Raw genomic sequence first — 24,626 nt, forward strand, 5'->3', positions numbered from 1 at the left:
GCCGTTTATGACCGATTGGATTGCTTGCACTTGAGGCGATTTATTGAGCCGATAGCGGTGCTAATTGGCGCTGGCAAAGTTTGGCATTTTAGTGTTAACCAAGGCGAAGGTGCGCCGGGTTGCGCCGTATAGTCCCTAGGCTCAGGACCTATTGGCGCAGCCGCCTTTCCTGCCGATCCCAAACCCTCAACGCGCCCCTCACCACTACAAAGCTTCACTGCGTCCCATCGCCAATCAGCGTAAACGGTGCCCAAGCGGTAGGGTGAGCCCAGCCGTCTTTGGAGACATCCATGCGGACCTCGCGCATAGCCAGCTGAAACGCCTGTGCCCGGGTGATCTGCGGTTGCTCGCGTTGCAGTTCAATTGTGCGCACCGTCAATTCGGCGGCCACATCATCGCGCACCGGCCAATGCGAGGCAAGCAAGGTTTCGGCCCCTGCAAAGAAGAATGCTCGCGCTAGTCCCGAAAGTCCGCTTGCGCCTTCGCTGCCGTCCCCTGCTGCTGTGTTGCAGGCTGACAAAATCACCCAATCGGCATTTAGGCGAAGGGACGCAATCTCTGAAGCTGTGAGATACCCATCATCCATGCCGCTCCGAACGCTGGGCGGTGTAAAGACCAGACCGGGTTCAGCAGCGCCATCAATCTCACCAGCAACCAATCCATGCGTTGCCAGAGCAATTATTGCAGTTTGGTCCAGATGCGCATCTTTAAAGTTGGTCTCCGTTGCATCGTCACCAAGCCAGATCGACTTTGCGCCAGTGCCCAGCGCCTTTGCCATAGCTTTCAACTCGCGCTCCGTCCCTGGCAGGCTCGACATTGCTCGCAATTGCTCCAGATTGATCGTTGGTGAACGACCTCCGTCGCCATCGCTGAATAAGGCAGCAATGCTTTGTGTGCGCCCTGACCCGTCAGCACCCCCGCGCTTTCGAGCCCCTCGCTCCATCGCTGCACCGCCCAGAACTGGATTGCCAAATCCTGCAAAACTCAAAGGCGTTGCCCGCTCCAACTTTTGTTGGCGCCTCAAGAGTGCGAGTGATTGCAGCGTCGGCAGTTGGATCAGTGTGAAACGGTCTGCCATCCAATTGGTGTCGCGCAATCCTGAGGTGCATCATCGCGGCCCTGCGGCTCCTCAGTGACTAGCAAAGAGAAAGGAAGCGAAGAGAGCGAGCCAGCCGCTGAAATGAACAGATGCTCTTTTCCGTCAAGCTGCGCCTCAGAAGGGGCAATCAACTCGCTGTAGAGGAGAAAGGCCGTGTCGCGGTCAAACCCGTCAAAGCCGCCGTCGACCGCGTCCTCCCAGTCAAGGCTCATCCGATCATCCACATCTACTTTGGCCCCGGCGAACCACAAAAGCCGCTGCGTCAGCGTGTTGATCTCATCTTCGGTAAAAGCGGCCTGACGCCAAGAGACCTTCTCGCTGGTGATCGTAAAAACATTGATCGAAAGCTGCGTTGGTACAATCACCAAGGCTGCTTCGTCCTTGCCCATCAAGCTGCGCGCTTCAGCCACCGTTAGCGGGGAAGGGCGGACCAAATCGAAATACTCGGGAAATTGGCTCAGCATCACCGCGTCAATCTGCTCAAGCCGCTCTGCAACCTGACTGTTCCCGCTGACCGCCTGCGCTCTCGCTTTGACGCTTTCCTCGCCGCGCTTTGTCAAAGCATCTGCAAACTGGGCGGCGTTGCGGGCGTATTGGCTTTGCAGCTGGGCGCGCTCTTCAACAAGAGAGCCAAGCCCCCCTTCTTTGTCATCAGCAAATCGCCGCGCCGCCGCGCGCACTACCGCTGCGCTCGCTGGATTGGTCATTCTTTCTTGAAAGGCGGCAAAGCCGGTTTCGAGGAATTCGGCCTGCCCACTATTTTGCCATGCGATCTCACCAATAAGCCAATAAGCGCTTGCGCGGCGGGCGGCCTCCCTGTCCGCTTGCGCTTTGGCAAGGCTGCCGATGCCAGTGTTGCGCCGCCGCTCATCAAGGCCCAACGACAATTGCTGCGCTGCATATTTCGCCGCATCAGGAAAATTCATCCGAAACGCAGTCACAGCAAGCTTGTTCAGCAATCTCAAGGGTTAGCTGGTGGCCGCTTCCAAAACTCGCCTGCGCCGCATTCAGAGCATCGCTCATCTCCAATACTCCTCGCGCATATTGACCTTGTGAAACCGTGATGCGCGCCCGTTGAAAGTACAGTTTTAGCGTGTCAGGATTGGTAGGCGATGCGTTTGGACCGTAAAGGCGCAAGGCTTCATCAATGCGTTCCCCAGCAAGATCAAATCGCAGTTGGTCCTGCTCCGCCAAAGACAAAGAATAGAGCGCATCGATAATTGGCGCGGGGTTCGTGCCTGCCCACTGGCGTGCTATCGCTAACTGATAGAGAAACTGGAACCGCGCATCCTCGGTGCGGCCTTGTTTGAGGTATAGCTCTCCCAACAAGGCAACATCGGCAACCTCGCCGTTGACACGTGAAGTATCCCCTTCTGTCGACCTTGCAAGCAGCGTTTCGGCTTCTGCCAACCGGTCCTGATCAAGGTAAAGTCGGGCGAGCGCGGAGACCAATTTGGGTTCAAACTTTTTGGCAACCGCATCCAGCAAGATTGTTTCTGCTTGGCCATATTCACCAGCAAGCGAAAAACTGCTTGATAGCGCGATGATCGCGTCGGCACGGAACACGCCGCCATCTTCGGAAAACTCGCTGAAAGCAGCCTTTGCCATCGCCTGCGCTTCATCAAAGCGGCCTTGCCTTGCATAGATCTCCGTCAGTTGCTGCTGAGTGAGGGCAATAAACAAACCCCAAAGCTCATTTTGGTCCTGCGCCTCGTACAAGGCCAATAGCTCCAGCGTAAGGGGTTCTGCCTTGGTAAGTTCGTTGCGCTTTACATAAGCCTCTGACAAGAAACCAAGAGCTTCTTCCGTTGCAAGCGGGTCTTCATCCAGCAGAGTGCGGGCTTCTTTCAGATTAGCGAGATAGATGGCTTCAACACTGGCAAAATCCCCGGTAAGCTCGGCAATCTCTTCCAGCATGGACTTGGCATTGTAAGTCGCTGCAACACCGCTCCCATCACCTGGAGCAGTGTCGAGCACCGATCGCAAGATCGCCGAGGCACCTTTCAAATCATCTTGCAACTTCAGGGTCGAGGCTATGAGGACTTGCCAATTGCGCGTTTGCCGATCTTGCGGGCCAAGGCCGGCCTCTAATTCAGAGGCTAGCTCGCGGGATAAAAGCTCTGCATCCTTAAGTCTGTCATTGCGAATATAGGCAGCTCGTATTCTTTCGGCGAGCTCAGTTGTGTTGATGTCGTACGGCCCCCGCAGGACCTTCGATACCGCGTACGATTCTTTCCAGAGTGCAATCGCTTCATCTTCCTGCCCAATTTCTTCGAGATAGAATGTGAATTCACGCCGCGCCTCTTGTGCTTTTTCGCTTTCCCCAGAGTGCGCCTCTACGACCATATCGAGCCAGTTTCTGTACGCGGGGTAGGCTGCCTCCATTTGCTTGGCGATCCGCAGGTCTTGCGCAAGGATTTGGTGCCAATCAACCCAGCATTCGTTTCTCGTGCCGAGCTCGCGTTTGCAAGCGCTAATGACCCTGCGTGTCAGCGCGATGAGCGGCTCGTCACGCTGAACGGCGCGATAGCCTTTTCGCAAATCGCCAACCCATCCGATCCCGTCCTCACGTGTGAGAATACCGTCTCTCTCATAGCGATTTATGACCTCCTCAACGCCGGGAATAGCCGCGACAAATTCTCCAGCATCCAAAAGGGAGTTTACAGCATTTCCAAGCTGCTCATTGGTCATGCTTGCGTAATCGGGCGTCGCTGGTTCTTGGGCCGCAAGGGGCAGAAAAGTAACCGCCAACAATCCAGCCAAAAACGCTTTTGCAATGCGCCGCATATCAATTCCCCCCTGCGTTTCCTGTATCCAGGAACGGATTAGCCCCGCGATTGAGAATAGCGGCACATTTGCAAAGTTCAAATCAGGGGGATTTGCTGCGCCCATGGGCGAGGCAACGATGCGCTTTAGGGTGGTCTTGGTTATGTCGAGTAGAGATGCTTTATGTTTCAGCTGCCTAGGATCGTCAGTCGCGGCACAAAAGGACTGTGTCAGGGCCAGAAGCACAAGTGCTTAACACGATCGAAGAGCTACTCGAAGCGTCCAGCTTTAGCGCCAGTTCGCGATAGCGAGATTTACGAGCTTGGAACCTCACAGGTCCAACAGCCCGGAGAACGAACGGGTTAGCTTCGGGGAGCTGCAGCGCCATGAGCTTCTTCACGCTTTCTTCTGAATTCTTCAAAACGGCGAAGGCTCTCCAACCGACGGAGGCGTTCAAGCCCCCACTCGAAGGATTCACCCGTCGCGTCGACATAGTCTAGCTCTTCAGGTACGAACGACAGCGCATGGAGGTCAGCCCCTTTTGTAGTGGACCCTCAAGCGAAGAACGTTCACATTCTCCTCATTCATCCTCGACAAGCTTCAGGACTTAATACCGGACTTGGCGTGTCTCCCCACTCTGCGTTCGGCGGCATTACTTGCTGCTTGAGTAGCGCCAAATGAAGACCTTCTCGGTGCAGGCGAGATGAAGGCCGACAACGCCTGCTTTGCGAAAATGCTGCGCGAATGCCGACTTGCGACAATCGGCCCAATTCGCGCCGGTCAGCGAACCTCTGCGAGATGTGCCCCGTCAGCGGTTTCCGCGAAGCGAAAACCCCTGCCGGAAAATCGTTCGATCAAGTCTACAGCGGTGCGCGTGTGCGCACTGAGCTTGACTGTGGTGAACGCGCCGCGTCCTGCCATTGCGAACGGCAGCAGCAACTGGTCTTGGAGGTAAGGTCCGGCAAAGGCCTGCGACGCCAGATAACCGGCCATCCGCTTGGCCGCTGTCTTTGCCAGGCGTTCTGCAGGCACGCCAAGCTTGCCGAAGCCAGACATGATTTCGGTAACATGTTCGAATTCGGCCACCATGAGCAGGGCATTCCCGGGACCATTCTCAGCCGGGAGCTGCACCGGAGCGAAGGCTTCATCCGGCCAATCGGCCAGCACTTTGCGCGCCGCCTTCAGCTCGCGGTCAGCGATGTCGAACGGGATCCCGGCGACCAGCGCTTCTACCTTGCCCACCTTGAATGCGCCGCGTGTCACGCATTCGATCGGGCGCAGCGGCGCTGGATCTATGTCCACGACAATGCGCCCGCCACCGCGCGGGTAGAAACCGTGACGCTCAAGAGTGATGGAAAGCTTTGGTCCCATCCGCTGCAAAACCGGCAGCAGCGTTTTTTGCAGGAATTCGAAAGGCGGCGCAGCCATGGCATGGGTACCGCCCTCAATCACCAGCCGTGACGGCGCATCGGCCAGCATCAGCGGCACAAGAACGGTCTGGAGCACCAGCCCGGTCGAACCGGCGGTGCCGACGGCGAAATGATATTCGCCCGGTATGACCCTGCCGGGCCGGAAGGTCAGTTCGCTGGCACCAACCGTCAGCCCGGAGCATTCCGCTCCGCCGATGGCGCAGGCCGCTTCAAGCGAAGTGACATGCTGGCGCATCAGGCCGGGCTTGGCCCGCTCGCCGCGAATGTTGCTGATGGTGAAAGGCTCTCCGGTCAGCAGCGAAAGGGCTGCGGAATACCGCAATACCTGTCCGCCGCCTTCACCCTCGGAGCCGTCGATGATAATCATGTTTCAGTCAGCTTTCCTGAACTCTGTGTTGCTGGGATCGGGAATGAAGATAAGCGGCGTGAAGCAATCGGTTTGCATTGTCCCGACCTCCGTCCGACATTTCCGGCACAATAGATTAGGCGCGCCATTGCCCGAAATGCCGCAGCATCCGATGGTCCTTTCATGCTTTTTGGTCATCCGACAGGCCTCGATCACATCTTCGGGGTTAAGCCAGTATTGCGGTGAAAATTCGAGCGGAGCCGGATTGGCTGGATCGAATGATCGCTGGAACGGTTCATAGCTCTTATAGCCCATGCCGATCGGGCAGACCGGCTGCTGGTCGAGCATGGCAGGCTGCTGAACGGCGGGATCCTTTAAGGATTGTAGCGCAATCTCTCCGGACAGAGCTGATCCACAACCTTTGCAATGAAATACGCCCTTCATAGCTCATCTCCCAATGGGGCGTGAAGGGCGCTACCCCTTCACGCACACCACCTGTTTCAGCGTATGGACGATCTCAACCAGATCGGCCTGCGCGGCCATCACGGCTTCGATCGGCTTGTAGGCCTTGGGCGTTTCATCAATCACGCCCTCGTCCTTGCGGCATTCGACACCGGCGGTATCGGCGATATGCTCGTCGAGGCTCACCAGCTTCTTCGCCTGGGTCCGGGACATCACGCGCCCCGCGCCGTGCGAGCAGCTGTCGAAGCTCTCGGCATTGCCCAGCCCGCGCACGATGAAGCTCTTTGCCCCCATCGATCCGGGGATAATGCCCATCGTGCCCTTTGCCGCGCGCACCGCCCCTTTGCGGGTAACGAGCACGTTTTCGCCGAAATGGTGTTCCCGCGTCACATAGTTGTGATGGCAGTTCACCGCTTCGCATTCGGCATCGAATGGCTTGGCGATTTGCTTACGCAGTGCATCGAGCACATGCGTCATCATCACGCGCCGGTTCAGCGCTGCGAAGTCCTGCGCCCATTCGACCGCTTCGACATAATCGTCGAAATGGTCGGTCCCTTCCGGGAAATAGGCGAGGTCCTGATCAGGCAGGTTGATATGCCACTTGCGCATGTCCTGCTTGGCCAGTTCGATGAAGAATGTGCCGATCGCGTTGCCCACCCCGCGCGAGCCCGAGTGGAGCATGACCCACACCCGCTGCTCGGTATCGAGGCACAGCTCGATGAAGTGGTTGCCGGTTCCCAGCGTCCCGAGATGCACGAGGTTGTTCGTGTTCTTGAGCCGCGGGTACTTGGCGACGATCTGTCCGAAGCGCTGGGCAAGCCTCGCCCAGGCATCGACCACGGCCGGAGGCGGATCGCCCCACGAACCTTTGTCGCGCCCGCCACGCCCGCTTGACCGCCCATGCGGCACCGCCGCTTCGATTGCGGAGCGGATCCCTGCAAGATTGTCCGGCAGGTCGCTCGCCATCAGCGAGGTCCGCGCGGCCATCATGCCGCAACCGATATCGACGCCGACCGCAGCCGGGATCACCGCGCCTTTGGTCGGGATCACCGAACCTACGGTTGCTCCGATCCCCACATGCACGTCGGGCATGGCCGCAACATGCTTGAAGATGAACGGCATCTTCGCCGCCTTGGTCAGCTGTTCGCGCGCCTTGTCATCAACCGGCACACCGCGGGTCCACATTTTGATCGGCGACCCGCCTTCCACGTCCTGATATTCATACGTCGTCTGGGTCATGGCGACCTCCTCATGCTTCTTCATAGGTGCTGGCGACAAGTTTTGGCGAGACTTCTCCGCATGTTGCCATGCAGGGGCGGGTTCGAACCGCCTGATTACCGATGTAGTCCCGACCGGCATTCGCCAGCGCTGATGTAATTCTGCTCTATCGCTTCGCTGCGTGAGCGCAGGGTGCCGGCGGCGAGTGATTGATGAGACGTTTTACTGAGCTACTCCGGTTCCCCGGGGGCGGACTCGGACCGCCGACCTCCTGCTTTTGCAGGCGCTCTAACCATGTAGTCCCACCGGCATCCGCCAGCGTTATTTCATATTAGGGTTCACGGCGACGAGGATTTGGAAAGACGTTCCTGCTCTATCCGCTGAGCTACAGGCCCATAATGTGCGCTCATGCAGTGAAGCGTTAGCGCAGAAAATGGTGGGCCTGGCGGGATTCGAACCCGCGACCTGGCGATTACAAGTCGATGTAGTCCTTCCGGCATTCGCCGTGAATTTGGAAAAGGTCGGGGCAACGAGTGTTGGTGAGACAGTCGGCCCTTAAGCTACGTTCCAGCGGCGGGATTCGAACCCACATCTCCCCGCAGGATTGCTCCCATGGGGCGCTTTACTCGTCGGGCCTGTCATGTGGGAGATGTAGTCCCACCGGCATTTGCCCCGGCCCTTTCCAAAATCAATCTATTCAAAGGTCGCGGCGACGAGGCTTGGGAAAGACCGGCGCCCCTTTTCAGAGACCACCATCGTGACAGGATGTAGTCCTTCCCGGCATTCGCCGCGACCTTTGCACTCCTTTCTGCGCTATCGCTTCGCTGCTTGAGCGCTTGTTCAAACCTCCACTTCGTTGACGATCTCGACCCAATCTTTCGCCCCGCCGCCTTCTGGGCCATTGGCGAAGCGTGCCATTGCGTCGAACACCGCGTCGGTGAAACCACCGACATTCATGATGTCCTTGCGGGCCTTGGCCTGCGTCGAGCCGTAAGGCTGGATGTCGATGCAGATCAGCTTCGCGTGCCTGTTGCGGGCCTTCAGCTTGGTCCACTCGTTCATCGTCGCCGTAGCTCCACGCCGGGCGGGATCGACCCAGGATTCGTTATCCGAGACGATCACCACCGTATCGACCTTCGCCTTCTCGCGGTTCAGCAAGGCAAGCGGGGCCGAGACATTGGTGCCGCCGCCGCCGACCTCGGCCAGCTTTGCGGCATTCACCGCCACACGGGCCTTGGGATCAAGCTTGAGCTTCACCACGTCCACTTCGAACGGCAGCACGCGGGTCTGCGAATTGCTCCGCAGCATCGCGGACGAAACCAGCGCGGCGATGTCGATGCAGCGCACAACCGAAGTCGCGCCCTTGCGGTAACCGGTCGCAGGCGAGCCCATCGAGCCCGACACGTCCGGACAAACCACGACATTGCCTGCCAGCACCGGGACCTTCGCAAGCGACAGGTCAAGAGCCTTCTCAAGTGCAGCCTGCACCGCCAGCGGAACAGTCCCGTCTCCTTTGGCACCGACCTGCGTCAGCGCCGTCATCAACTGGTAGGGCATCGGCTTCACGCGGGCGATGGCATCGGGATCGGCCAACCGCGCAGCAACCATCTCGGTCACTCCGTCGATCTGGAACACTCCCTTACGCGCAAGCGTGTTGAGGTTCATCCTGAGCGCCTGCCACCCGATGCGCTCTGCCAGCACAGCCCACTGCTTTGCGGTCAGCTCGAAGGCAGTCAGCCATTCAAAGGGCACATCCGGCAGGGGCCCAGAAACATCATTCTGGCGGTCCGCCTTCCATGCTTCGAAATCGGCGATCTCCTTCGGCAGCGCCGCTACATCGTAGGGCTTGCCGATCAGCCAGCCATAGAAGGCACGCCGCTCGGCCGAAGCCGGAGCCGGGTGAACCATCTTCACGATATCCGCAAGGCTCGGATCATTGCCCGTCGCCGCCTGCATCAGCTGGCGGGTCGAGGCATTTTCCAGCCATTCACGCACCAGCCGCTTCGGACGCGAACCGAGCGAAGTCCGCCCAGTCTGGCCCGAACGCATGATCTGCACGAAGTTGCGCAGCATGCGGCCGTTATCGATCACGCGCTTGAACACCGGGACCATCAGGTCCGGATCGGACATCGACAGCACTGCGGTCAGCAATGCCGGCATATCCTTCATCGCGCCCGACTGGCGAGCATAGATCGCACACTTGGCTACCCATTCGGCGTCCACCGCCCAGGCTGCTTCGAGCACCTTGGCAAGCTGGCCTTCCGCATCGGCGTAGAAACCGTCCGACAAAGTGCCGGTTGCGGCTAGCTGCGCGAGCAAGGCTTCGGGGCCATAGGCATAGGCGTTGCCACCAGCCTCGTTGACCACATCGGTGCGCGGCAGGAACTTCGCCCCGAAGGACGAAAGCGTCGAGGAAAAAAGCGTCTTGTTGGCCATAGTCCAACTCCATCATGAAACTTGCGTTGCAGGCTTTGGGCGGCCAGCCCATTCCGGCCGCCCATGTCCCGCGTCTCGCCGGGTGTTCGACTTACCCGACGGTTTGGATAAAGCATGAGGTGTGCCAATTTTGAGTGGCGGGTTGCAAATTTCACATAGTGCGCTGAAATATATACGATTCTTAGGACTCGATCTTCTCAACAACACATCGTGAATTTGCGAGAAATCTATTCTCTTGTATCGTTTATGATAAAAATTTATCATTAAGAGCATGAAGCCCACCACTGTCATTGGTTTTCTCGGCTCAACGCTCGATGCCGCAAAGTTCGGGCCGTCACGCTGGAACAAGTGGCGGCCCACGGTGAGCATCTGCATGCAGGAGGACCTGCGGGTGGATCGGTTTGTGTTGATCCACGGCAGCTATCACCGCCGCCTCGCAGAATTCGTAATGCAGGACATTCGGGATGTTTCACCCGAGACCGAAGTCGTCCCCCACGTCATGGATTTTGAAGACGCATGGGACTTCGAGGAGGTTTACGGAAAGCTGCTCGATTTCGCGCGCGAGTTCGAATTCGATCCGGACACGCAGGATTACCTGATCCACATTACCACCGGCACCCATGTGGCGCAGATCTGCCTCTTCCTGCTGACCGAGGCGCGCTATCTGCCCGGTAAGCTCTTGCAGACGCAGCCTCACAGGGGAGCGCCGCAGCCGATTGGCACCTGGGCCTCGATCGATCTCGACCTTTCCCGTTATGATTCCATCGCTAGCCGCTTCGCCGAAGCGAGCGCGGAAAGCACCAGCTTCCTCAAGAGCGGGATCGAAACCCGCAACGCGGCCTTCAACCGCTTGATCGAGGAAATCGAACAGGTCGCTGTCCTCAGCCGCGCGCCGATCCTGCTGATGGGCCCGACCGGAGCAGGCAAAAGCCAGCTCGCGCGCAAGGTCTACGAGCTCAAGAAGCTGCGCCACCAGGTCGAAGGGCCATTCGTGGAGGTCAACTGTGCGACGCTGAAGGGCGACAGCGCCATGTCTGCCCTCTTCGGCCACAAGAAGGGTGCCTTCACCGGTGCGGTGCAGGACCGGCCCGGCTTGCTCAAAAGCGCCGATAAAGGTTTGCTGTTCCTCGACGAAATCGGCGAGCTGGGGCTCGACGAACAGGCTATGATCCTGCGCGCGATCGAGGAGGGGCGCTTCCTTCCGGTTGGTGCGGACAGCGAGGCCAAGAGCGAGTTCCAGCTAATCGCCGGGACCAACCGCAATCTTATGGAAGAAGTCGCCGCTGGCAATTTCCGCGAAGACTTGTTCGCACGACTTAACCTATGGACTTTTGCTCTGCCCGGTTTGGCCGAGCGACGCGAAGATATTGAACCCAACCTCGATTACGAACTTGAGCGTTTCGCCGAACGTGAAGGCACGCGTGTTACATTCAACAAGGAAGCGCGGGACCGGTATCTCGCTTTTGCCGAGAGCCAGTCTGCACGGTGGCAAGGCAATTTCCGCGACCTCGCCGCCAGCGTAACCCGCATGGCGACACTTTGCCCGACCGGCAGGATCGACCGCGAGGCTGTGGATTTCGAAACCGGCCGCCTTGGACGGCTCTGGTCAGGCGACAAGGCGGAGAGTGAGAGCCTGGCCGACTTGCTTGGCAAAGAGCGGGCACAGGCGATTGATCCGTTCGACCAAGTCCAACTGGAGTATGTGGTGAAGGTGTGCCGACGCTCGGCCAGCCTTTCTGACGCAGGACGCACCCTCTTTGCAGCCTCACGCGAACAGCGCACATCGACCAATGATTCTGATCGCCTGCGGAAGTACCTCGCCAAGTTTAAGTTGGACTGGGGTGCCGTCACCCAATGACCTAAGCGGCTGCAATCTGAACTGATTCTCGAAATGTGCGACGCAGTCGAGGTGCTCAAATTCCAAGGCCCTCAGATTGTATTGCGGTGTCGGAACATCCCGCCGCGGCCCCGAGAAGACCATTCAGGCCCGCACATTATGTGGGGTCAATCGTAGGAACGTATTCTGCGATTTGTCTGGAAACCGAGCAAAAACAACGCGCCAAGGCAGTTGACTGGCGCACCCGACTGGATTCGAACCAGTGACCTCTGCCTTCGGAGCTGTAAAAATAGCGAAATATGGTGCAACGCAGCAAAACAAAAATGAACCATAAATAATTATTTTTATTGGATTATTTGGGTGTCGCAGAGTTGCGAATCGTTCGCATTTGTTGCACTGCGTTCACACCTCCTGCACTTACATTTCACTTACGGATTCGCTATTTTGTGATCGAAGGAAAGATCGCAATGCATGCAGCGCTAAACAATTCCGTGGCATTTAAGGCAGCGGCCAAGGCGAAGCCGTATGAGTTGCGCGACCCTAAATTCGGCGGGCTTCTGCTTCGAGTCCAACCATCGGGCGTAAAGACCTGGTATCTCGAATTTGAACGCGGCAAGCGTATTCGGCTCGGTCGCCTCACAAGTATGGGATATGGTGAAGCGGTCGAGGCTTCAAAGAGCGCACTTGGCCCCTATTGGGCCGGTGTCGATCCGCGCATCGAGCGCCAGAAGCGCAAGCAAGTCTCAACTTTCGGCGAGTTCATCGATGAGCACTACGCCGATTGGGCTCGTGTTCACCAGAAAACCGCAGAAGCAAATCTCAAGCGCCTGAAGGTTGCCTTCAAGAAGTTTCTCAAGATGCCTATGGCGACCATCTCGCCACTCGATATGGAGCGCTGGCGCGCCCAACGCATGAAAGACGGCGTCAAGCCCAACACCATCAATCGCGACATCACGGCGATCAAGGCGGCGCTGAACCGAGCTGTCGAATGGGAACTGATTGCAGTGAACCCAATCGCCAAGGTGAAGAAAGCGCGCGAGGACAAGGAAGTCCGTGTTCGATACCTGGACGAAGCCGAGGAATATCGTCTGCGCGCCCAACTGAAGAATCGCGAAGACAGAATGCGCAGCGAACGTGACACAGCCAATCAGTGGCGGCGCGAACGGGGCCGAGAGCTTTTGCCCAGCCTGCGCGCCGTTCCGTTCACCGATCACCTGACGCCCATGGTGCTTATTTCGCTCAACACCGGTATGCGACGCGGCGAACTGTTTGACCTCAAATGGTCGCATGTGAATTTCGATAGGCGTATAGTCACGGTGTCGGCGCAAACGGCCAAGTCGCGAAAGACACGGCACGTTCCGTTGAACGCGGAAGCCTACGACACTCTCAAATCCTGGCGATCGCAATGCGATCTCGGCAACAGCCGCGTATTCGAGAGCGAAGATGGCGCTCGCTTCGACAACGTGAACTCCTCGTGGAAGAAGCTGCTGGATGACGCGAAGATCGTGGATTTCCGGTGGCACGACATGCGTCACCACTTCGCCTCTCGCCTTGCCATGGGAGCCGTGGACCTCAACACGATCCGCGAACTGCTTGGCCATAGCGATTACGCGATGACGCTACGCTATGCGCACCTCGCACCGGAGCATAAGCGCGAGGCTGTCGAAGTGCTCGACAAGCCAAGACCGCATCTCAAGATCGTGGCGGCCAACTGATGTGGAAAGGTTGGACGCCTATTCACTGTGCAGTGAATATCGCTTTTTTACCGAATTTCCACTCGCCCCCGAACGGGATCAAAATGAAGAATCCTATTCCCAATTCACCAATATGCACCCGTTCAGGAACAAATGTTGACTTTGTTGACCTGAAGTGGCATTTCGCTCCCGAAAGGGATCAAAAATGAAGCCCGCTACCGATAGTCAACGACTGCTGAAAGCTCTCAACGAGCAGGATCAGGCTTTTCGAAAGCTCGCGACGAATCCAGCCATCGGCTCGGTAAGCAAAGTCGGTCGTGAGCTCAGCGCAATATTGGCAGAAGTGGTGTCGCCTATTCAGAAGGTAGGCGAACGGTTGCACACCCCCGAGTATCGGCGGGCGATCGATATCGCACGTCAGCTCTCGGAGGCATCAACCGGCCTTCCCGTTTCGAGACCTCCCACACCACGAATTGAAGCACCGCGCATGCCACCCTCTGGCGAGCGCATAAGATCGGTTGCGGAACTGGGCGCGCTGGTCCGCCGCGCGCGCAAGGCAATGAAGATGAACCAGTCCGAATTTGCTGCTCATGCCGGTGTCGGACGAAGGTTCGTTTCCGAGCTCGAAGGCGGGAAAGCCAGCCTCGAATTCGACCGCGTAATGGCCTGCGCGCAGGCTGCTGGCATCGATCTCACTGCCAGATTGCGCAGCCGCTGATGCTCATTCTGCAAGTCTGGCTCGAAGCATCGCCTGAGCCGGTCGGCTACTTTGTCAAAGGCGACGATGGTGACCTGTCCTTCACCTACAATGCCCAATGGCTGGCGGACCCGAGCTGTCACGCGCTTTCGCTCTCTTTGCCGCTCAGCGAAGAGGCCTTCGGCGATGTTCCGGTGCGCGCATGGTTCGGAAATCTGCTCCACGAGAACGACCAACTTGAAGCGACCATGGCGCGCTATGGGATAGAACGCAGCGACATTGCTGGGCTGCTCGAACATCTGGGGGCGGATTGCCCGGGCGCTGTCAGCGTGCTCGGTCTCGACCGGCCACCAGTGAAACGACCTGGAACGCTGAGCGAAGATTATGATCCGCTCGACGAGGGTACGTTGCGCGACATCGTCGAGCGCCTCGCCACCGGCAAGTTGCTACCAGATGAGATGCGCGACCCCTCGCCCGTTGCAGGGGTTCGGAGGAAGATATCACTCGCCGCACTGCCCGACGGACGCTTCGCCCTCCCCAAAAATGGGACAGGTGCCCCCACGACGCACATTCTGAAGCTACCGGATCGCCAGAACCTAAAAGAGGCGCGGGACGAAGCCTTCCTGACCGATTTGGCGGCCAGGTGTGGGTTCGAGGTCGGGACATGCATCGCTGATGAAATCGGTGAACACGATGTCCTGCTCATCAATCGGTTCGATCGCCTGATCGATAGCGACAAAGTGTATCGCTTGCATGTCGAAGACTTTGCCCAAGCGAGCGGCCTTCCCTCCGATCTCAAATATGAGCGGCGCGGAGAGGCGGGACGCCGTTTCGACGCACCGAAAATCGGAGCAATACTCGCCGCAACAGACCAGCCCGCGCTTGCCCGGAACACATTTCTGAAAATGACACTGTTCAACCTGCTACTCGGTAACAACGACAACCACGCCAAGAACAACGGCCTGATCCTCGCTCACGGTGGTTCGGTGCAACTTGCACCATTCTACGACCTTACCCCAGTGTTGATGGGCGGCGACTACACAGACGAGCTGGCGTTCAATGTAGGGGCTGCCAGTCATTTCGATGCCATCACTGCCGAGGATCTGATCGCTTTCACCGCCGCCATCGGCATCCCAGCATCGGGCGCATTGGCCTTGCTAAAGGCGGCAGCGGGCGAACTGATCGACCAGATCGAAGAGTTGTCGGAAAGTTTCCCTCGCGAGATGGCGGCGCTCGACCGTCTGTTCGGACATACAGCCGCCCACATCAATGACATACTTGGCCTTGAGCGCGCACTGCGAGAGCGGGACGCGCATGTGACGAAGGGTGGTGGGTGGAGCCTGAGCTAATCTCGGCTCAACAGACGTGATGACTCAATTCCGTCGGGCCTCCGCGATCCGGAGCACAACGTCGCCCATCCAGCCGGTCATCTGGGGGCGTGCATTGATCAGGGCCTTCATATCCGCGTCGCCCAACCTTTCCGCAAATTGATGGATGACATCGCTATCCATTCCGTCCTTCCCGACATGGGCTATGGCCTGAAGCACTGTGTTGGCGTGATCGGATGCGTTATCGAGCAGAGGCGCGCGCGCATGTTTGAGCGCCACAGTACGCCCTGCCACATGTTTCGTACGCGTTGCACCATCGGTGGCGTAGGCAGATTTTGCCGGAACCTGCGTGGACAGGCCGAGGCGGTTTGCCGCCGTTGCTCCTGCGGGACCGATCTTGTCACCGCTCTTGCTTGCAAGTGCTCGAGCAAGGCTATCTGCATCGGGGCTGAGCGCGCCCAGTTTGTCATGCAGCCTGGGATAGTCGTAGATGCCGCGTCCGACCCGGCGAATCTGGCCAGATTTGGCGAGGCGTGACAGGGCCATATCGACAGAGCCGCGCGTGCCGAAGTCGATGAAGTCCTTGGGCGTAAAGGCCCAGCCACGGCCTTTGCCCCGCACTCGCTTCATGATTCTGTCGACCATCGCTGTCATTCCGGGCCTCCTTTCTGTTAGAAATTAGCATAGATATTTCTAACAAGCAATTGGCTCGGATTAGATGAGGTTGCCCGTGTCTGCGCGTCCCTGTATAAGGACCGCAACAGAACCCGCCACGCCTCTCGACGATGCGCACCAGGCGGGTCTTCTTTTGCCCGAAGGCCGGGCGCTAAGCGCCCGGTTCCTTCTTCTCGTCGTCCAGCGGTGTGCGCAGAACGATCCGGCCATTGATTGGCACAACTTCCAGCTGAAGCGAAAGGCCCTTGCGGTCGCGGTGGAACCACGCGGCTCCGATGCGGGTCCAGAAACCCTTGTCGCCCTTGTTGGCGACATGCCAGGCGAGGAAGTCTGGCGGATTTGCTTCGTGCGAGGGTGCGGTATTGCTGCGTGCCATGATGATTTCCTTTCGTGTCTGGTGGCTCGTTGCACCAACGGAAGGGCCGCACGACCAAGGGAAGGGTTCATGTCCAACACGGGTGACCCCGGCGAAGGCCGGGGGAACTGGCGCGGGCGGGGCATTGAAGGTTGACCACGTTCGGCCAACTTGGTGCTCAAGAACGAAACCGCCAGTTCGAAAGGCATGCAAACACCTGGCAAACCGCCAGACTTGCGCCCTGGATCACTCTCGCTCAAACCTTCGCCATGGCAGTCGAGAGCAGTTCACGGAAACGCTGGAGCGAAGAGGAGACGGTGCTCGCGCTGTATCTCTACTTCCAGCTGCCCTTTGGAAAGCTGCACTCTGGCAATCCGGAAATTCAGGAGCTCGCTTCAGCGCTTGGGCGCACGAATAGCTCGGTCGCAATGAAGCTGTGCAATTTTGCCAGCCTTGATCCAAAGATTACCGACAGCGGGCGCAAAGGCCTAGACGGCGCATCGAAGCTGGATCGCGCAACCTATTCCGAGTTCGGCCGGGACTGGACCAGTCTCGTCTCGCGGGCGGAAGACTTGTGGACTTCCCAAGTCGGCCAGTTCGAGCCACCACCGCCGCCGTTGCGCCTCAATGAAAAGCGCAGCGAGTTCCGGTTCGAGCCCTATCAAGGCGAGGCCACCACACAGGCGCTTGTGAACCAGCGCGTCGGCCAGGATTTCTTCCGCCGCGCGGTGCTCGCCAACTACGAAGAGACCTGTTGCATCACCGGCATCGCCGATCGGCGCCTGCTCACGGCAAGCCATATCAAGCCATGGGGCAAGGACAGCGACAACCGGCACAACCCCGCAAATGGCCTGCTGCTTTCTGCGACACTCGACCGCGCCTTTGATCGCGGGCTCATCACGGTAGATCGCCAACGGCGCATTCGCGTCTCGCGGCAGTTGCGCGAAAGCCAGAGCCGCGAGACGCGCGACTATTTCCAGCAATTCGAGAACGCGAGCTTGCGATCAGCAATCCGGTTCGATCCTGAACCTGCTTTCCTCGATTGGCACAACGAACATTGCTTTGTCGATCAACGCGCCGCCTGACGTGTCAGGCGGCGCGCGGACTGCCTCCCCTCAATATTCGCTGGCCAGCATGATGGTGAGCACCCTCCGCGTAACCGCAGGATTGGCCAGGTCATCGCTGCCTAGCCGCAAATCGCGGTCGTAGGCATCGATCTTCCAGAACACGGTTTCGGCAGGCCGCGCCGGTGGCGTGGTCGTCCAGCGACCTTCGCCATCCTGATAGATCGCCCCGAAATCGCGCTCGCCATAAGGATCATTGTCCGGCGTAAATTCGTCGAAGGTTTCGACCAGCTCGCGCACCCGCGACTGATCCTCATCGGGCAAGGCCCGGAAGCCTTCGGTTGCGACCGCTACGCAGGCCATGCCCATCGCCTGCCGCGCCCTGTCGTTGAGCCGGGCAATCCGCTCGCTGCGGGAAAAGGCACCAGCGCTCATTGCACCGCCCTCCCGCCACGCTCACAAATATCGACCAGCTCGCCGAAATCTTCCTGCTCGCCCAGCTCCTCGGCAAGCCGACACACCGTCCCGAACGGCAATCCATTCTCGTTGGCCAGCATCCGCAACCAGTCCTCGCGGCACTCGGCCCCGCAAGCGCGGTAGTTCAAGATCAGGTCACCCATTTTCTGCCCTCCTTCGGCTGAAAGCCGCATCCGACACGCGGCATGCGGCCTGCCTTCCGGCGAGGATGGGAGGGGGAGGGAAAACCGAAATCGATGCCCTGGCGCGGGCCAGCGGGCACAGCCCGCCACACGGGGGCGTCTATTTCCGGTTTCGGGAACGAGAGGGCAAAGCCCTTGGTGTTCCCGCCAGGGATTGCCCTGCGATCCAGAAAACATTGGCACCCTTGCAACGGCGCGAAGCCGACGGGGGTTCTGCGCGCGCGATCAGTGCGCCAGCGGGCCTCCAGCAATGAGAGAGGCAAGAGTGCCTGCGGGTTAGCTTAAGGATGCCGCGCCCTCAGGAGCGCAGTATGCGCGGGACAGAGCGCGTCCATTAGGAATTCCCGCTCCGCCTCGAACTGCTCCTGATCGTCACCCGGATGGGCCGGGACTACAGGCCCGGTCTGCGCCAGCGGATAGAGCAGGTTGCCCGGCAGGGTAGCTTTCCATTTGTTGGATAAGATTAGACGAGGGGTTCGCTCATGTCAGTCACTTTACGGCAGTCGAGCCGCGTTTTGACGTTGACGCAAATCATCGGTCCATCTGGCGAGAGTGGTTATTTCACTGTCAAGGGCATCTGGGTTTGGAAGCGGGCGATTCAATGCAGGTGCGGTGCTATGCAGCAACTCAGAACACCGCTGAAAACCATCGCGCATGGTCTCACAGTCAGCGATCGTGATCGCAGTCAGCTTGACGAGGCCGGGCGTTTTTACCTCGTTGGACAGACGGCGAAGAACGTGACTTACTGCTTCCTCAACCGCGATTTCCCACGTGTCTCGTAGCGATCCGGCGATAGATTTCACCGTTTCACGCCATTTATCCTGATCGCCCTGATCGAAGTGATAGCGTTCATTGGCGAGCTGGTTGGTCAGGCTTGTGGTAATGTCGGTGACGCGCCGTGCCTTGAAGGGAGGCTCACTACGACAGAAACCAGCCTTTTCGGTGCTGCGACTGACAGAACTTATGGCAACCTGCGGAGTAGGGTCCACCTCTTTCGCAGCTCGATCCAGCTCGAAGAGAAAAGCCAGGTCGTGCGTGAACACGATGACCTGACGGTTCGCCGCTTCCGCGATCAGCCGCTTGGCAACGGCCTCGCGGTGCATGTGGTCGAGCGAGGACACTGGATCGTCAAATACGATGCCGGATTTGTTCTCGGTCGTGGCGAGTTCCGCCATGAACGCAGCCAAGGCGACGCATCGGTGCTCGCCCTCGCTCAAGACCTGCCCCACCGATGCAGTGGGTTTGCGCGTCAGCGCAACCTTGAAGCGCGGCACGCCCTGCACGCTGTTTTGCTGACGCAGCTCGACGGCAAGCCCTGCGATCTCGAAACTCGCAACCTCACGCGCAAACTGTGCGCGCAGCGCGTCCGTTACCAATGCCTGCGCAACTTCCGTGCTCTTGGTGGTGATGCGGTTGGTTGCAGTGTCGCGCTGTGCTGCTTCAAGCGCCTTGATCTGTTTCAGGCGCTCGATCTGCGCCAGCACGTCGGCCTTGATGCCGTTGAGCCATTGACGGTCGGCAAGCTCGGTGCGCTCGGCGATCAGCGCCGCGCGCGCTGGGGAATCGGCCTCTGCCACAAGTGCTTCGCCGCGCGCCTCAAGGTCTGCCACCTGATCGACCAACGCCTGACGCGGCAAGGCGACCAATTCCACATCGATGATAGCGGTGGGGTCCGGATGACGGCGACCGATCTGGCGATGACGCCAGAGGGCGTGCAGGCCCGCACGTCTGACCTCGGTTGCCAGCGCATCCTGACGCAAATCGTCATGGATGGTCGCCACGATGGCGGCAAGTTCGGCCAGCGTCAGTCCGTTTCCTGCGAATGCCGTAACGGCGTCGTCATAGGCTGTGCGCGCGGCATCAGCTCGCTGCTGACTGTCGTCGCGCACGAAAGTCTCGAAGCGATTGAGGCGATCGGCGGCTTGTGGGGTCAGTTCCTGCTGGCACAGGACGCATAGGCTGCCGGGATCGGTGACGGGAAAATCCCGCTCGGGATAGGCCGCCTCAACCGAAAAGGCCCGCGCGCTTTCCCACAGCGATTGCCACACCTCGGAGCCGATATGGGGTAACGGCTCGCCCGCAAACAGTGCACCGGAAGCGGCTTCCGCCGCTCGCCGCGCCGCTTCACTATCGGTCGCCAGTCGGCGCAGTTCGGCGGCGCTGTCATCACCGATGGCGGCAACCAGTCCGTCCAGCCGGGCAATGTATCCCTCGACCTTGGCTTTCAACGCGGCAAGCTGGCGGGCCGCGCGCGAGGGATCACCGGCCAGGTCGGCGGTGAGTTGCGCGAGCCTGTCCCGTTCGGCCTGCGAGAGAGTCGCTAGCGCTTCCACGGCGGCTGGATCGGTGTTTGCGGCAAGGCGCGCCAGAAGCTGACCAACTTTGCTGGTGGGGCTGCATGTCGGGGTCTTGATGCTCTGCGGCGTCTGCGCCTGTAGCTGGGTGATTTCAGCAGCAAGTTTGTCTTTGACCGACTTACAGAGCTGGGCCAGCGCGCTCAGCAGTTTGAGCGGAAATGGCGTGTAGGCCACGTCGTTGGTTTCATCGACGTGGATGTTGGCGGTGCGGGAATCAAAGACGCTTACAGCGGACAATGCCGTATCGGCAGGCTGGCCAAGCTGCCATGCGCATGTGCGGTTCTGTCCGCTGATCGCGTATTCAATGGTGGCGCTCGGGGTGCCGGGCTGAGCGTCGTAGATGTCGGGGATGATTTCTTCGCCACGCCCCGAGATGCGCGCCCTGCACGCGCGTTTCAGGATACGGGCGTAGCCGGATTTTCCGGATCCATTATCGCCATAGATGATGGTCAGACCAACACGGTGAAGGGACAGCCTCTGATCGGGAGCCAAGGCGTTGACATGGCGCACGTCATGCACCTGCCGCAGATAGACTTCGCCCTGATCGCGGTTGGGGTCGCGCAAGTGTGCCGCTTCCAACGGCACTGCGTGACCGCCGCCTTTGCAGATCAATACAAGTTCATCGAGCCCGGCGACATCAACACTGCCCTCTGCCGCAAGCCTGCGCAACGCATCGCGTTGCCAGCCCGGACTGTCTGCGGTCCATGCAAGGATATTGGCCAGCGCCTCGGCTTCGGTCGTCATGCAGCCACCAAAATCCATTCACTCCTTCGCCACCACAGTGTCATACAAGCCATAATGCGTCAGACCTTCGTGGCTTTCGATGCCGGTATAGCGCAGCGAAGCATCCTCGTAGCGGCGGAACGCGAACACCGCTTCGTTCATCCGCTCGGTGTTGAATACGCGTAGGCGAACCAGCAGGTGGAAATCCGCTACAGTCAGGCCGGTTACTGCATGGAACAGGTCCGGTTCCAGCTTGGTAATCACGTCCTGTAGCTTGTTCTCGCGGAAATCGGTGAGATACATGAATGCCGGGATGCGGGTGGCAAACTTTATCAGCTTTTCCTGAACCAGCTTGCGCTTGGATTTGAACTCCTTTTCCTCGGCGGTCAGTTCCTTCTTCTCTTTCGGGGTCAGCTCCCCGTCATTGGCTTTGGCCTTGTCCTTGATCTCCTTGATCTTCGCGCTCTTGTTAATGATCGTTTCGATGATGTTGTCGCCAAGGGCGCGCCAACCTTCGATCCGCTCAACAGCGGCCATCGCTTCGGGGTTTTCGAGAACGCGGCGCAACGTGTCGTTGTCCACGTTTACCAGCATGGCCGATTCCCATTTTCGAGCCAGCAAGGTCGCGGACGTTCCCGCCATCGCAATGTCAAGGATGCCGCCCGCGTCGATCTGCATCATCTTCGCGCCATCATAGGCCAGCACAGGCAGGAACGAGACAAGTTCCTTCACCGCGTTTTCGGGGTTCGCCTCCCCCGGCGAAAGGCCGATGCCATATTCCGACAACTGCCGCAGCGCCCTTGTCGGGGCAAAATCGAACACGAAGCAGACCGGTTTGATGATCTCTTCCTCGTTCGGATTGTCACCATTGGGGTTCTTGATCGACCAGGGCGACTGCACCCGGAACGCCGCCTGAAAATACGTCTCCGGCGATTGGAGATTGCGCAGCATCAGGATCGACGACCATTGCTTGACCGTAACCCCGGTGGTCAGCTTGCCGCAGGAAAGCGTGATGGTCTTGGTGTCGAAACCGCTGCCAACCTTGTCCCGAACGGGCGGCAAGGCATCAAGGCCGATGCCCGCCGATGCGCCTGCGGCCACGATCACCTGATAATCGTGCCAGAACGTGTTGTGTTTCTCTTCCAGCAAGTTCGCCATAGCATGGCAGGCGGCGACATTAGGCAGGAACCAGAAGCTATGCTGCAAGTGAGGCAGAAGCCGCGTGTCCGAATAGGGCCACGGCGGAACAACGCCCGTCTTGATGCTGTCGAATGATCGCGGTGCATCTGGCGAGTTGCGAATGACGTTGAGCCATTTCTGCACCTCGTCCTTGTGCTTAAACTGCGCGAGAACGCCTGTGCCGTTCGCCGCGAAAAACTCATTGAGATCAAACTCGTCCAGCTCGCCGCCGCTGGCAATGTGAGTAATTTCCGGCGGCATCTGGTAAGTCAGCAGGCGCATTTGCGGCAATGCGCCGTAAGGATTGCGCCGCCCCGGATGCTTCGCGGCAAATTGTTCTTTGGCGCGCTGCTCGTCTGTGTAGGTCCAGTTGAATATTTGTTCTTCGATGAACTCGCCTGTGGCTAGCGCCTTGAAGGGGGTGCCGGAAAGGTAGAGATAAGCCCGTGTGGTGATTGGCAGAAAGTCGGTTTCGCTTTCCGACATGACGCCAAGGTCTTCGTTCACATCGTCCAGACCATTGGCATATTCCGTCTTGGCCGCTTCCTTGGCAATCGAAGCATCCTCGCCCTCGAAAAGCTCCTTCGCCGTCTCGCGCCATGCGCCGAAATGGTATTCATCGAAAACGACCAAATCCCAATTGATCGTGTGGAGCCATTCGTTGCGGGCTTTGATATTCCCGGCTTTGTCGCGCCCCAGCAGGTCTTGGAACGAGCCGAAATAAACCACCGGCTTGTCACCATCAATCTGGCTCGGATCGCGACCGGAATTGCGGGAAAGATACTGCCACCCATCAAAATCGACATGGGATTCAAGGTCAGTCTGCCAGGCATCTTCGACGGCGGGCTTGAAGGTCAGCACCAGCACCCGCTTCGCGCCAAGTTTCTTGGCAAGCTGATAGCTGGTGAAAGTCTTGCCGAAACGCATCTTGGCGTTCCACAGAAAGCGGGGAACGGCGTTGGCATCCTGCTGCCAGCGCGAGTGATAATAGGCGTAGGTCTGCTCGACCGCTTCCAACTGCTCCTTGCGCGGCGGGAAATCCTCGTGATGCGTGCCGGTGAATTGCTGCCCGCTGCGCAGTTCGGCCAGCACGGTTTTCACATCGGCCAGCGAGCATCGCATCCATTCAAGTTGCGGGTTGGCAAAACCCTTGCGCTTGAGTGCATCCCGCACGGCATGGTCGGTGATGATCGACCCGTCATCCGCTTCGCCGGGCTCGTCAAGTTCGATGGTGTAGTTGGCAATCGCCGCCGTCTTCAACTGCTCGGCAATCCGCTGCTTTACGTCGCGCGTTGTCTGGCCAACCTTGAGCAATCCTTCATGTGCCTCATCGGCGATGGAATAGGCGTAGATGCGAGGACGCACATCGGGCTTCGGAGTAAGGATGTCGTCGATTGTGGGCTTACGCATCAGCGTCTTCATCTACGAACGTTTCATCGAGAAGATCGTCCAGAACATCCATTGGACGGACGATCTTTTCGATGAACGCAATTTCCTCGCTCGTCAGCCCGTAACGTTCATAGAGGTCGCTGTCTGTCCATCGGTGGGACCAAGGAATAGAAGGCAAGAAGCTGTAGACCTTCCGCGTAACGTGTTGCGACGATTTGCGTAGCAAAACTAGCAGGCGTGGCAGCCGACACGACAGATAAGATAGTGCGCTCTCGGCTTCGTCTTTTGAAGAAAATGGTCCAATGCAGAGATATGTCTCCGATGAGACCGTGCCGGGCCCAGCCACAAAAGGAGTGCTTATGATCCGATGCGGGTAGGAATCTCGATTTCCGGTTCCCGGCGCTGCGTATCCAACGAAAATCTTCCAAACATCGATCAGATCTCGGCCTGAACTCAGCATATCGCGTGACGCGTATCCGATCCCTCCGTTCTGGTAGACTGTTACATCGTCTTTTGCTTGCTGCCCCGTCTTGCCCTTGAATTTGGTTTCTAGCCCGAATGGTTTTCTTGAGCTTACCAAATTTTCGAAGCGCCTATCCTCCGGCAAGGAAAGATTCTCATCCTGACCAGTCTCATGTGCGATCACTTTTCGAAGAATGGACAAGCCTTCGTTGAATCTGATGAAGATGTCCGCGCCATTTTCAAGAAGCGGGCGCGTTGAAATAGAATCAGGCCAGTCCTTGAAGTGAGTGCTTACGCGGCAAGGTCCACGTTCTTCTCGATTCCAAAGAAAATAACAAACGCCGCCCTTTAGACCTATTCCCGGAAAAACGTCGGCGGCGCTTAAGCCGTGTTGACAAAAGCCTTCAGCCATAGGCGCGCTGCGGCGAGGTTGAGGAAGCTCTCGAAGGA

General features: G+C 58.6%; 18 protein-coding genes and 1 pseudogene. 5 read left to right on the forward strand and 14 right to left on the reverse strand.

The genetic code is table 11. The features are described 5' to 3' along the window. Positions 1 to 214: 214 nt before the first annotated feature. The 7 genes from EH31_RS17030 to EH31_RS15010 all read right to left on the reverse strand — a co-directional run bounded on the left by EH31_RS17030 (position 215) and on the right by EH31_RS15010 (position 9,757). A complete protein-coding gene (locus tag EH31_RS17030) occupies positions 215 to 1,078 on the reverse strand; it encodes a CHAT domain-containing protein (protein WP_051699318.1) in 864 nt (287 codons plus the stop codon). Continuing rightward, positions 1,057 to 2,025 (reverse strand): hypothetical protein, encoded by a 969-nt coding sequence (locus EH31_RS17035; RefSeq protein WP_051699319.1) that lies wholly within the window; start codon positions 2,023 to 2,025, stop codon positions 1,057 to 1,059. The genes EH31_RS17030 and EH31_RS17035 overlap by 22 nt, the downstream gene beginning before the upstream one ends. After that, positions 2,012 to 3,886 (reverse strand): tetratricopeptide repeat protein, encoded by a 1,875-nt coding sequence (locus tag EH31_RS14990; RefSeq protein ID WP_161782160.1) that lies wholly within the window; start codon positions 3,884 to 3,886, stop codon positions 2,012 to 2,014. The genes EH31_RS17035 and EH31_RS14990 overlap by 14 nt, the downstream gene beginning before the upstream one ends. 759 nt (positions 3,887 to 4,645) lie before the next feature. Beyond that, on the reverse strand, positions 4,646 to 5,662 hold the full coding sequence (gene rtcA, locus EH31_RS14995; RefSeq protein ID WP_034961769.1) for an RNA 3'-terminal phosphate cyclase: 1,017 nt from the start codon (positions 5,660 to 5,662) through the stop codon (positions 4,646 to 4,648). Positions 5,663 to 5,665: 3 nt separating this feature from the next. After that, complete coding sequence (locus EH31_RS15000) at positions 5,666 to 5,989, reverse strand: hypothetical protein (RefSeq protein ID WP_034961771.1); 324 nt, start codon at positions 5,987 to 5,989, stop codon at positions 5,666 to 5,668. A gap of 126 nt (positions 5,990 to 6,115) precedes the next feature. Then, positions 6,116 to 7,342, reverse strand: coding sequence for an RtcB family protein (locus EH31_RS15005; RefSeq protein ID WP_034961926.1), 1,227 nt, complete (start codon positions 7,340 to 7,342; stop codon positions 6,116 to 6,118). Between the two features lie 819 nt (positions 7,343 to 8,161). Next, entirely contained in the window at positions 8,162 to 9,757 is a 1,596-nt protein-coding gene (locus EH31_RS15010; protein WP_034961774.1) for a vWA domain-containing protein, read from the reverse strand. A 271-nt stretch (positions 9,758 to 10,028) separates the two neighbouring features. Here EH31_RS15010 and rtcR point away from each other — a divergent pair, with 271 nt between their 5' ends. From rtcR to EH31_RS15030, 4 genes are all read left to right on the forward strand, one after another. Then, positions 10,029 to 11,615, forward strand: coding sequence for an RNA repair transcriptional activator RtcR (rtcR, locus tag EH31_RS15015; protein ID WP_034961776.1), 1,587 nt, complete (start codon positions 10,029 to 10,031; stop codon positions 11,613 to 11,615). 446 nt (positions 11,616 to 12,061) lie between these two features. Next, positions 12,062 to 13,309, forward strand: a complete 1,248-nt coding sequence (locus EH31_RS15020; RefSeq protein WP_161782161.1) for a phage integrase — start codon at positions 12,062 to 12,064, stop codon at positions 13,307 to 13,309. A gap of 184 nt (positions 13,310 to 13,493) precedes the next feature. After that, positions 13,494 to 14,006, forward strand: a complete 513-nt coding sequence (locus tag EH31_RS18005; protein ID WP_051699321.1) for a helix-turn-helix transcriptional regulator — start codon at positions 13,494 to 13,496, stop codon at positions 14,004 to 14,006. Then, positions 14,006 to 15,334, forward strand: a complete 1,329-nt coding sequence (locus EH31_RS15030) for a type II toxin-antitoxin system HipA family toxin (RefSeq protein WP_051699322.1) — start codon at positions 14,006 to 14,008, stop codon at positions 15,332 to 15,334. The genes EH31_RS18005 and EH31_RS15030 overlap by 1 nt, the downstream gene beginning before the upstream one ends. A 24-nt stretch (positions 15,335 to 15,358) precedes the next feature. Here EH31_RS15030 and EH31_RS15035 read toward each other — a convergent pair whose 3' ends face one another. Beyond that, entirely contained in the window at positions 15,359 to 15,967 is a 609-nt protein-coding gene (locus tag EH31_RS15035) for a DUF6088 family protein (RefSeq protein WP_051699323.1), read from the reverse strand. A 172-nt stretch (positions 15,968 to 16,139) separates the two neighbouring features. Continuing rightward, positions 16,140 to 16,364, reverse strand: coding sequence for a hypothetical protein (locus tag EH31_RS15040; RefSeq protein WP_034961780.1), 225 nt, complete (start codon positions 16,362 to 16,364; stop codon positions 16,140 to 16,142). A 248-nt stretch (positions 16,365 to 16,612) separates the two neighbouring features. On the opposite strand from EH31_RS15040, the gene EH31_RS15045 reads away from it, so the two are divergent. Then, positions 16,613 to 17,428 (forward strand): HNH endonuclease, encoded by an 816-nt coding sequence (locus EH31_RS15045; protein ID WP_034961933.1) that lies wholly within the window; start codon positions 16,613 to 16,615, stop codon positions 17,426 to 17,428. A gap of 30 nt (positions 17,429 to 17,458) precedes the next feature. Here EH31_RS15045 and EH31_RS15050 read toward each other — a convergent pair whose 3' ends face one another. From EH31_RS15050 to EH31_RS15075, 5 genes and pseudogenes are all read right to left on the reverse strand, one after another. Further along, positions 17,459 to 17,842 carry a DUF3768 domain-containing protein gene (locus tag EH31_RS15050; protein WP_034961782.1) on the reverse strand — a complete coding sequence of 128 codons (384 nt, stop codon included), beginning with the start codon at positions 17,840 to 17,842 and terminating at the stop codon, positions 17,459 to 17,461. Beyond that, on the reverse strand, positions 17,839 to 18,027 hold the full coding sequence (locus EH31_RS15055) for a hypothetical protein (protein WP_152553592.1): 189 nt from the start codon (positions 18,025 to 18,027) through the stop codon (positions 17,839 to 17,841). Before EH31_RS15055 ends, EH31_RS15050 begins: the two co-directional genes overlap by 4 nt. Positions 18,028 to 18,560: 533 nt before the next feature. Next, positions 18,561 to 21,167: an AAA family ATPase gene (locus EH31_RS15065; RefSeq protein ID WP_034961935.1), complete on the reverse strand. Its 2,607-nt coding sequence runs from the start codon at positions 21,165 to 21,167 to the stop codon at positions 18,561 to 18,563. Between the two features lie 18 nt (positions 21,168 to 21,185). Then, positions 21,186 to 23,735, reverse strand: coding sequence for a GIY-YIG nuclease family protein (locus tag EH31_RS15070; protein ID WP_034961938.1), 2,550 nt, complete (start codon positions 23,733 to 23,735; stop codon positions 21,186 to 21,188). Continuing rightward, positions 23,728 to 24,626: pseudogene (locus tag EH31_RS15075) on the reverse strand (hypothetical protein); the annotation flags it as partial. The pseudogene EH31_RS15075 and the gene EH31_RS15070, both read right to left, overlap by 8 nt.

The organism is Erythrobacter longus (genome assembly GCF_000715015.1).
In the GTDB taxonomy this organism is placed as follows: domain Bacteria; phylum Pseudomonadota; class Alphaproteobacteria; order Sphingomonadales; family Sphingomonadaceae; genus Erythrobacter; species Erythrobacter longus.

What these genes read in the sequence shown, in the direction of transcription:
- EH31_RS15020 (WP_161782161.1), top strand. Translation starts at nt 12,062, where the DNA reads ATGCATGCAGCGCTAAACAATTCCGTGGCATTTAAGGCAGCGGCCAAG.
- EH31_RS15050 (WP_034961782.1), bottom strand. Translation starts at nt 17,842, where the DNA reads ATGAGCGCTGGTGCCTTTTCCCGCAGCGAGCGGATTGCCCGGCTCAAC.
- rtcA (WP_034961769.1), bottom strand. Translation starts at nt 5,662, where the DNA reads ATGATTATCATCGACGGCTCCGAGGGTGAAGGCGGCGGACAGGTATTG.
- EH31_RS15065 (WP_034961935.1), bottom strand. Translation starts at nt 21,167, where the DNA reads ATGACGACCGAAGCCGAGGCGCTGGCCAATATCCTTGCATGGACCGCA.
- EH31_RS17030 (WP_051699318.1), bottom strand. Translation starts at nt 1,078, where the DNA reads ATGGCAGACCGTTTCACACTGATCCAACTGCCGACGCTGCAATCACTC.
- EH31_RS15035 (WP_051699323.1), bottom strand. Translation starts at nt 15,967, where the DNA reads ATGACAGCGATGGTCGACAGAATCATGAAGCGAGTGCGGGGCAAAGGC.
- EH31_RS15070 (WP_034961938.1), bottom strand. Translation starts at nt 23,735, where the DNA reads ATGCGTAAGCCCACAATCGACGACATCCTTACTCCGAAGCCCGATGTG.
- EH31_RS15055 (WP_152553592.1), bottom strand. Translation starts at nt 18,027, where the DNA reads ATGGGTGACCTGATCTTGAACTACCGCGCTTGCGGGGCCGAGTGCCGC.
- EH31_RS17035 (WP_051699319.1), bottom strand. Translation starts at nt 2,025, where the DNA reads ATGAATTTTCCTGATGCGGCGAAATATGCAGCGCAGCAATTGTCGTTG.
- EH31_RS15030 (WP_051699322.1), top strand. Translation starts at nt 14,006, where the DNA reads ATGCTCATTCTGCAAGTCTGGCTCGAAGCATCGCCTGAGCCGGTCGGC.
- EH31_RS18005 (WP_051699321.1), top strand. Translation starts at nt 13,494, where the DNA reads ATGAAGCCCGCTACCGATAGTCAACGACTGCTGAAAGCTCTCAACGAG.
- EH31_RS15040 (WP_034961780.1), bottom strand. Translation starts at nt 16,364, where the DNA reads ATGGCACGCAGCAATACCGCACCCTCGCACGAAGCAAATCCGCCAGAC.
- EH31_RS15045 (WP_034961933.1), top strand. Translation starts at nt 16,613, where the DNA reads ATGGCAGTCGAGAGCAGTTCACGGAAACGCTGGAGCGAAGAGGAGACG.
- EH31_RS14990 (WP_161782160.1), bottom strand. Translation starts at nt 3,886, where the DNA reads ATGCGGCGCATTGCAAAAGCGTTTTTGGCTGGATTGTTGGCGGTTACT.
- EH31_RS15005 (WP_034961926.1), bottom strand. Translation starts at nt 7,342, where the DNA reads ATGACCCAGACGACGTATGAATATCAGGACGTGGAAGGCGGGTCGCCG.
- rtcR (WP_034961776.1), top strand. Translation starts at nt 10,029, where the DNA reads ATGAAGCCCACCACTGTCATTGGTTTTCTCGGCTCAACGCTCGATGCC.
- EH31_RS15000 (WP_034961771.1), bottom strand. Translation starts at nt 5,989, where the DNA reads ATGCTCGACCAGCAGCCGGTCTGCCCGATCGGCATGGGCTATAAGAGC.
- EH31_RS15010 (WP_034961774.1), bottom strand. Translation starts at nt 9,757, where the DNA reads ATGGCCAACAAGACGCTTTTTTCCTCGACGCTTTCGTCCTTCGGGGCG.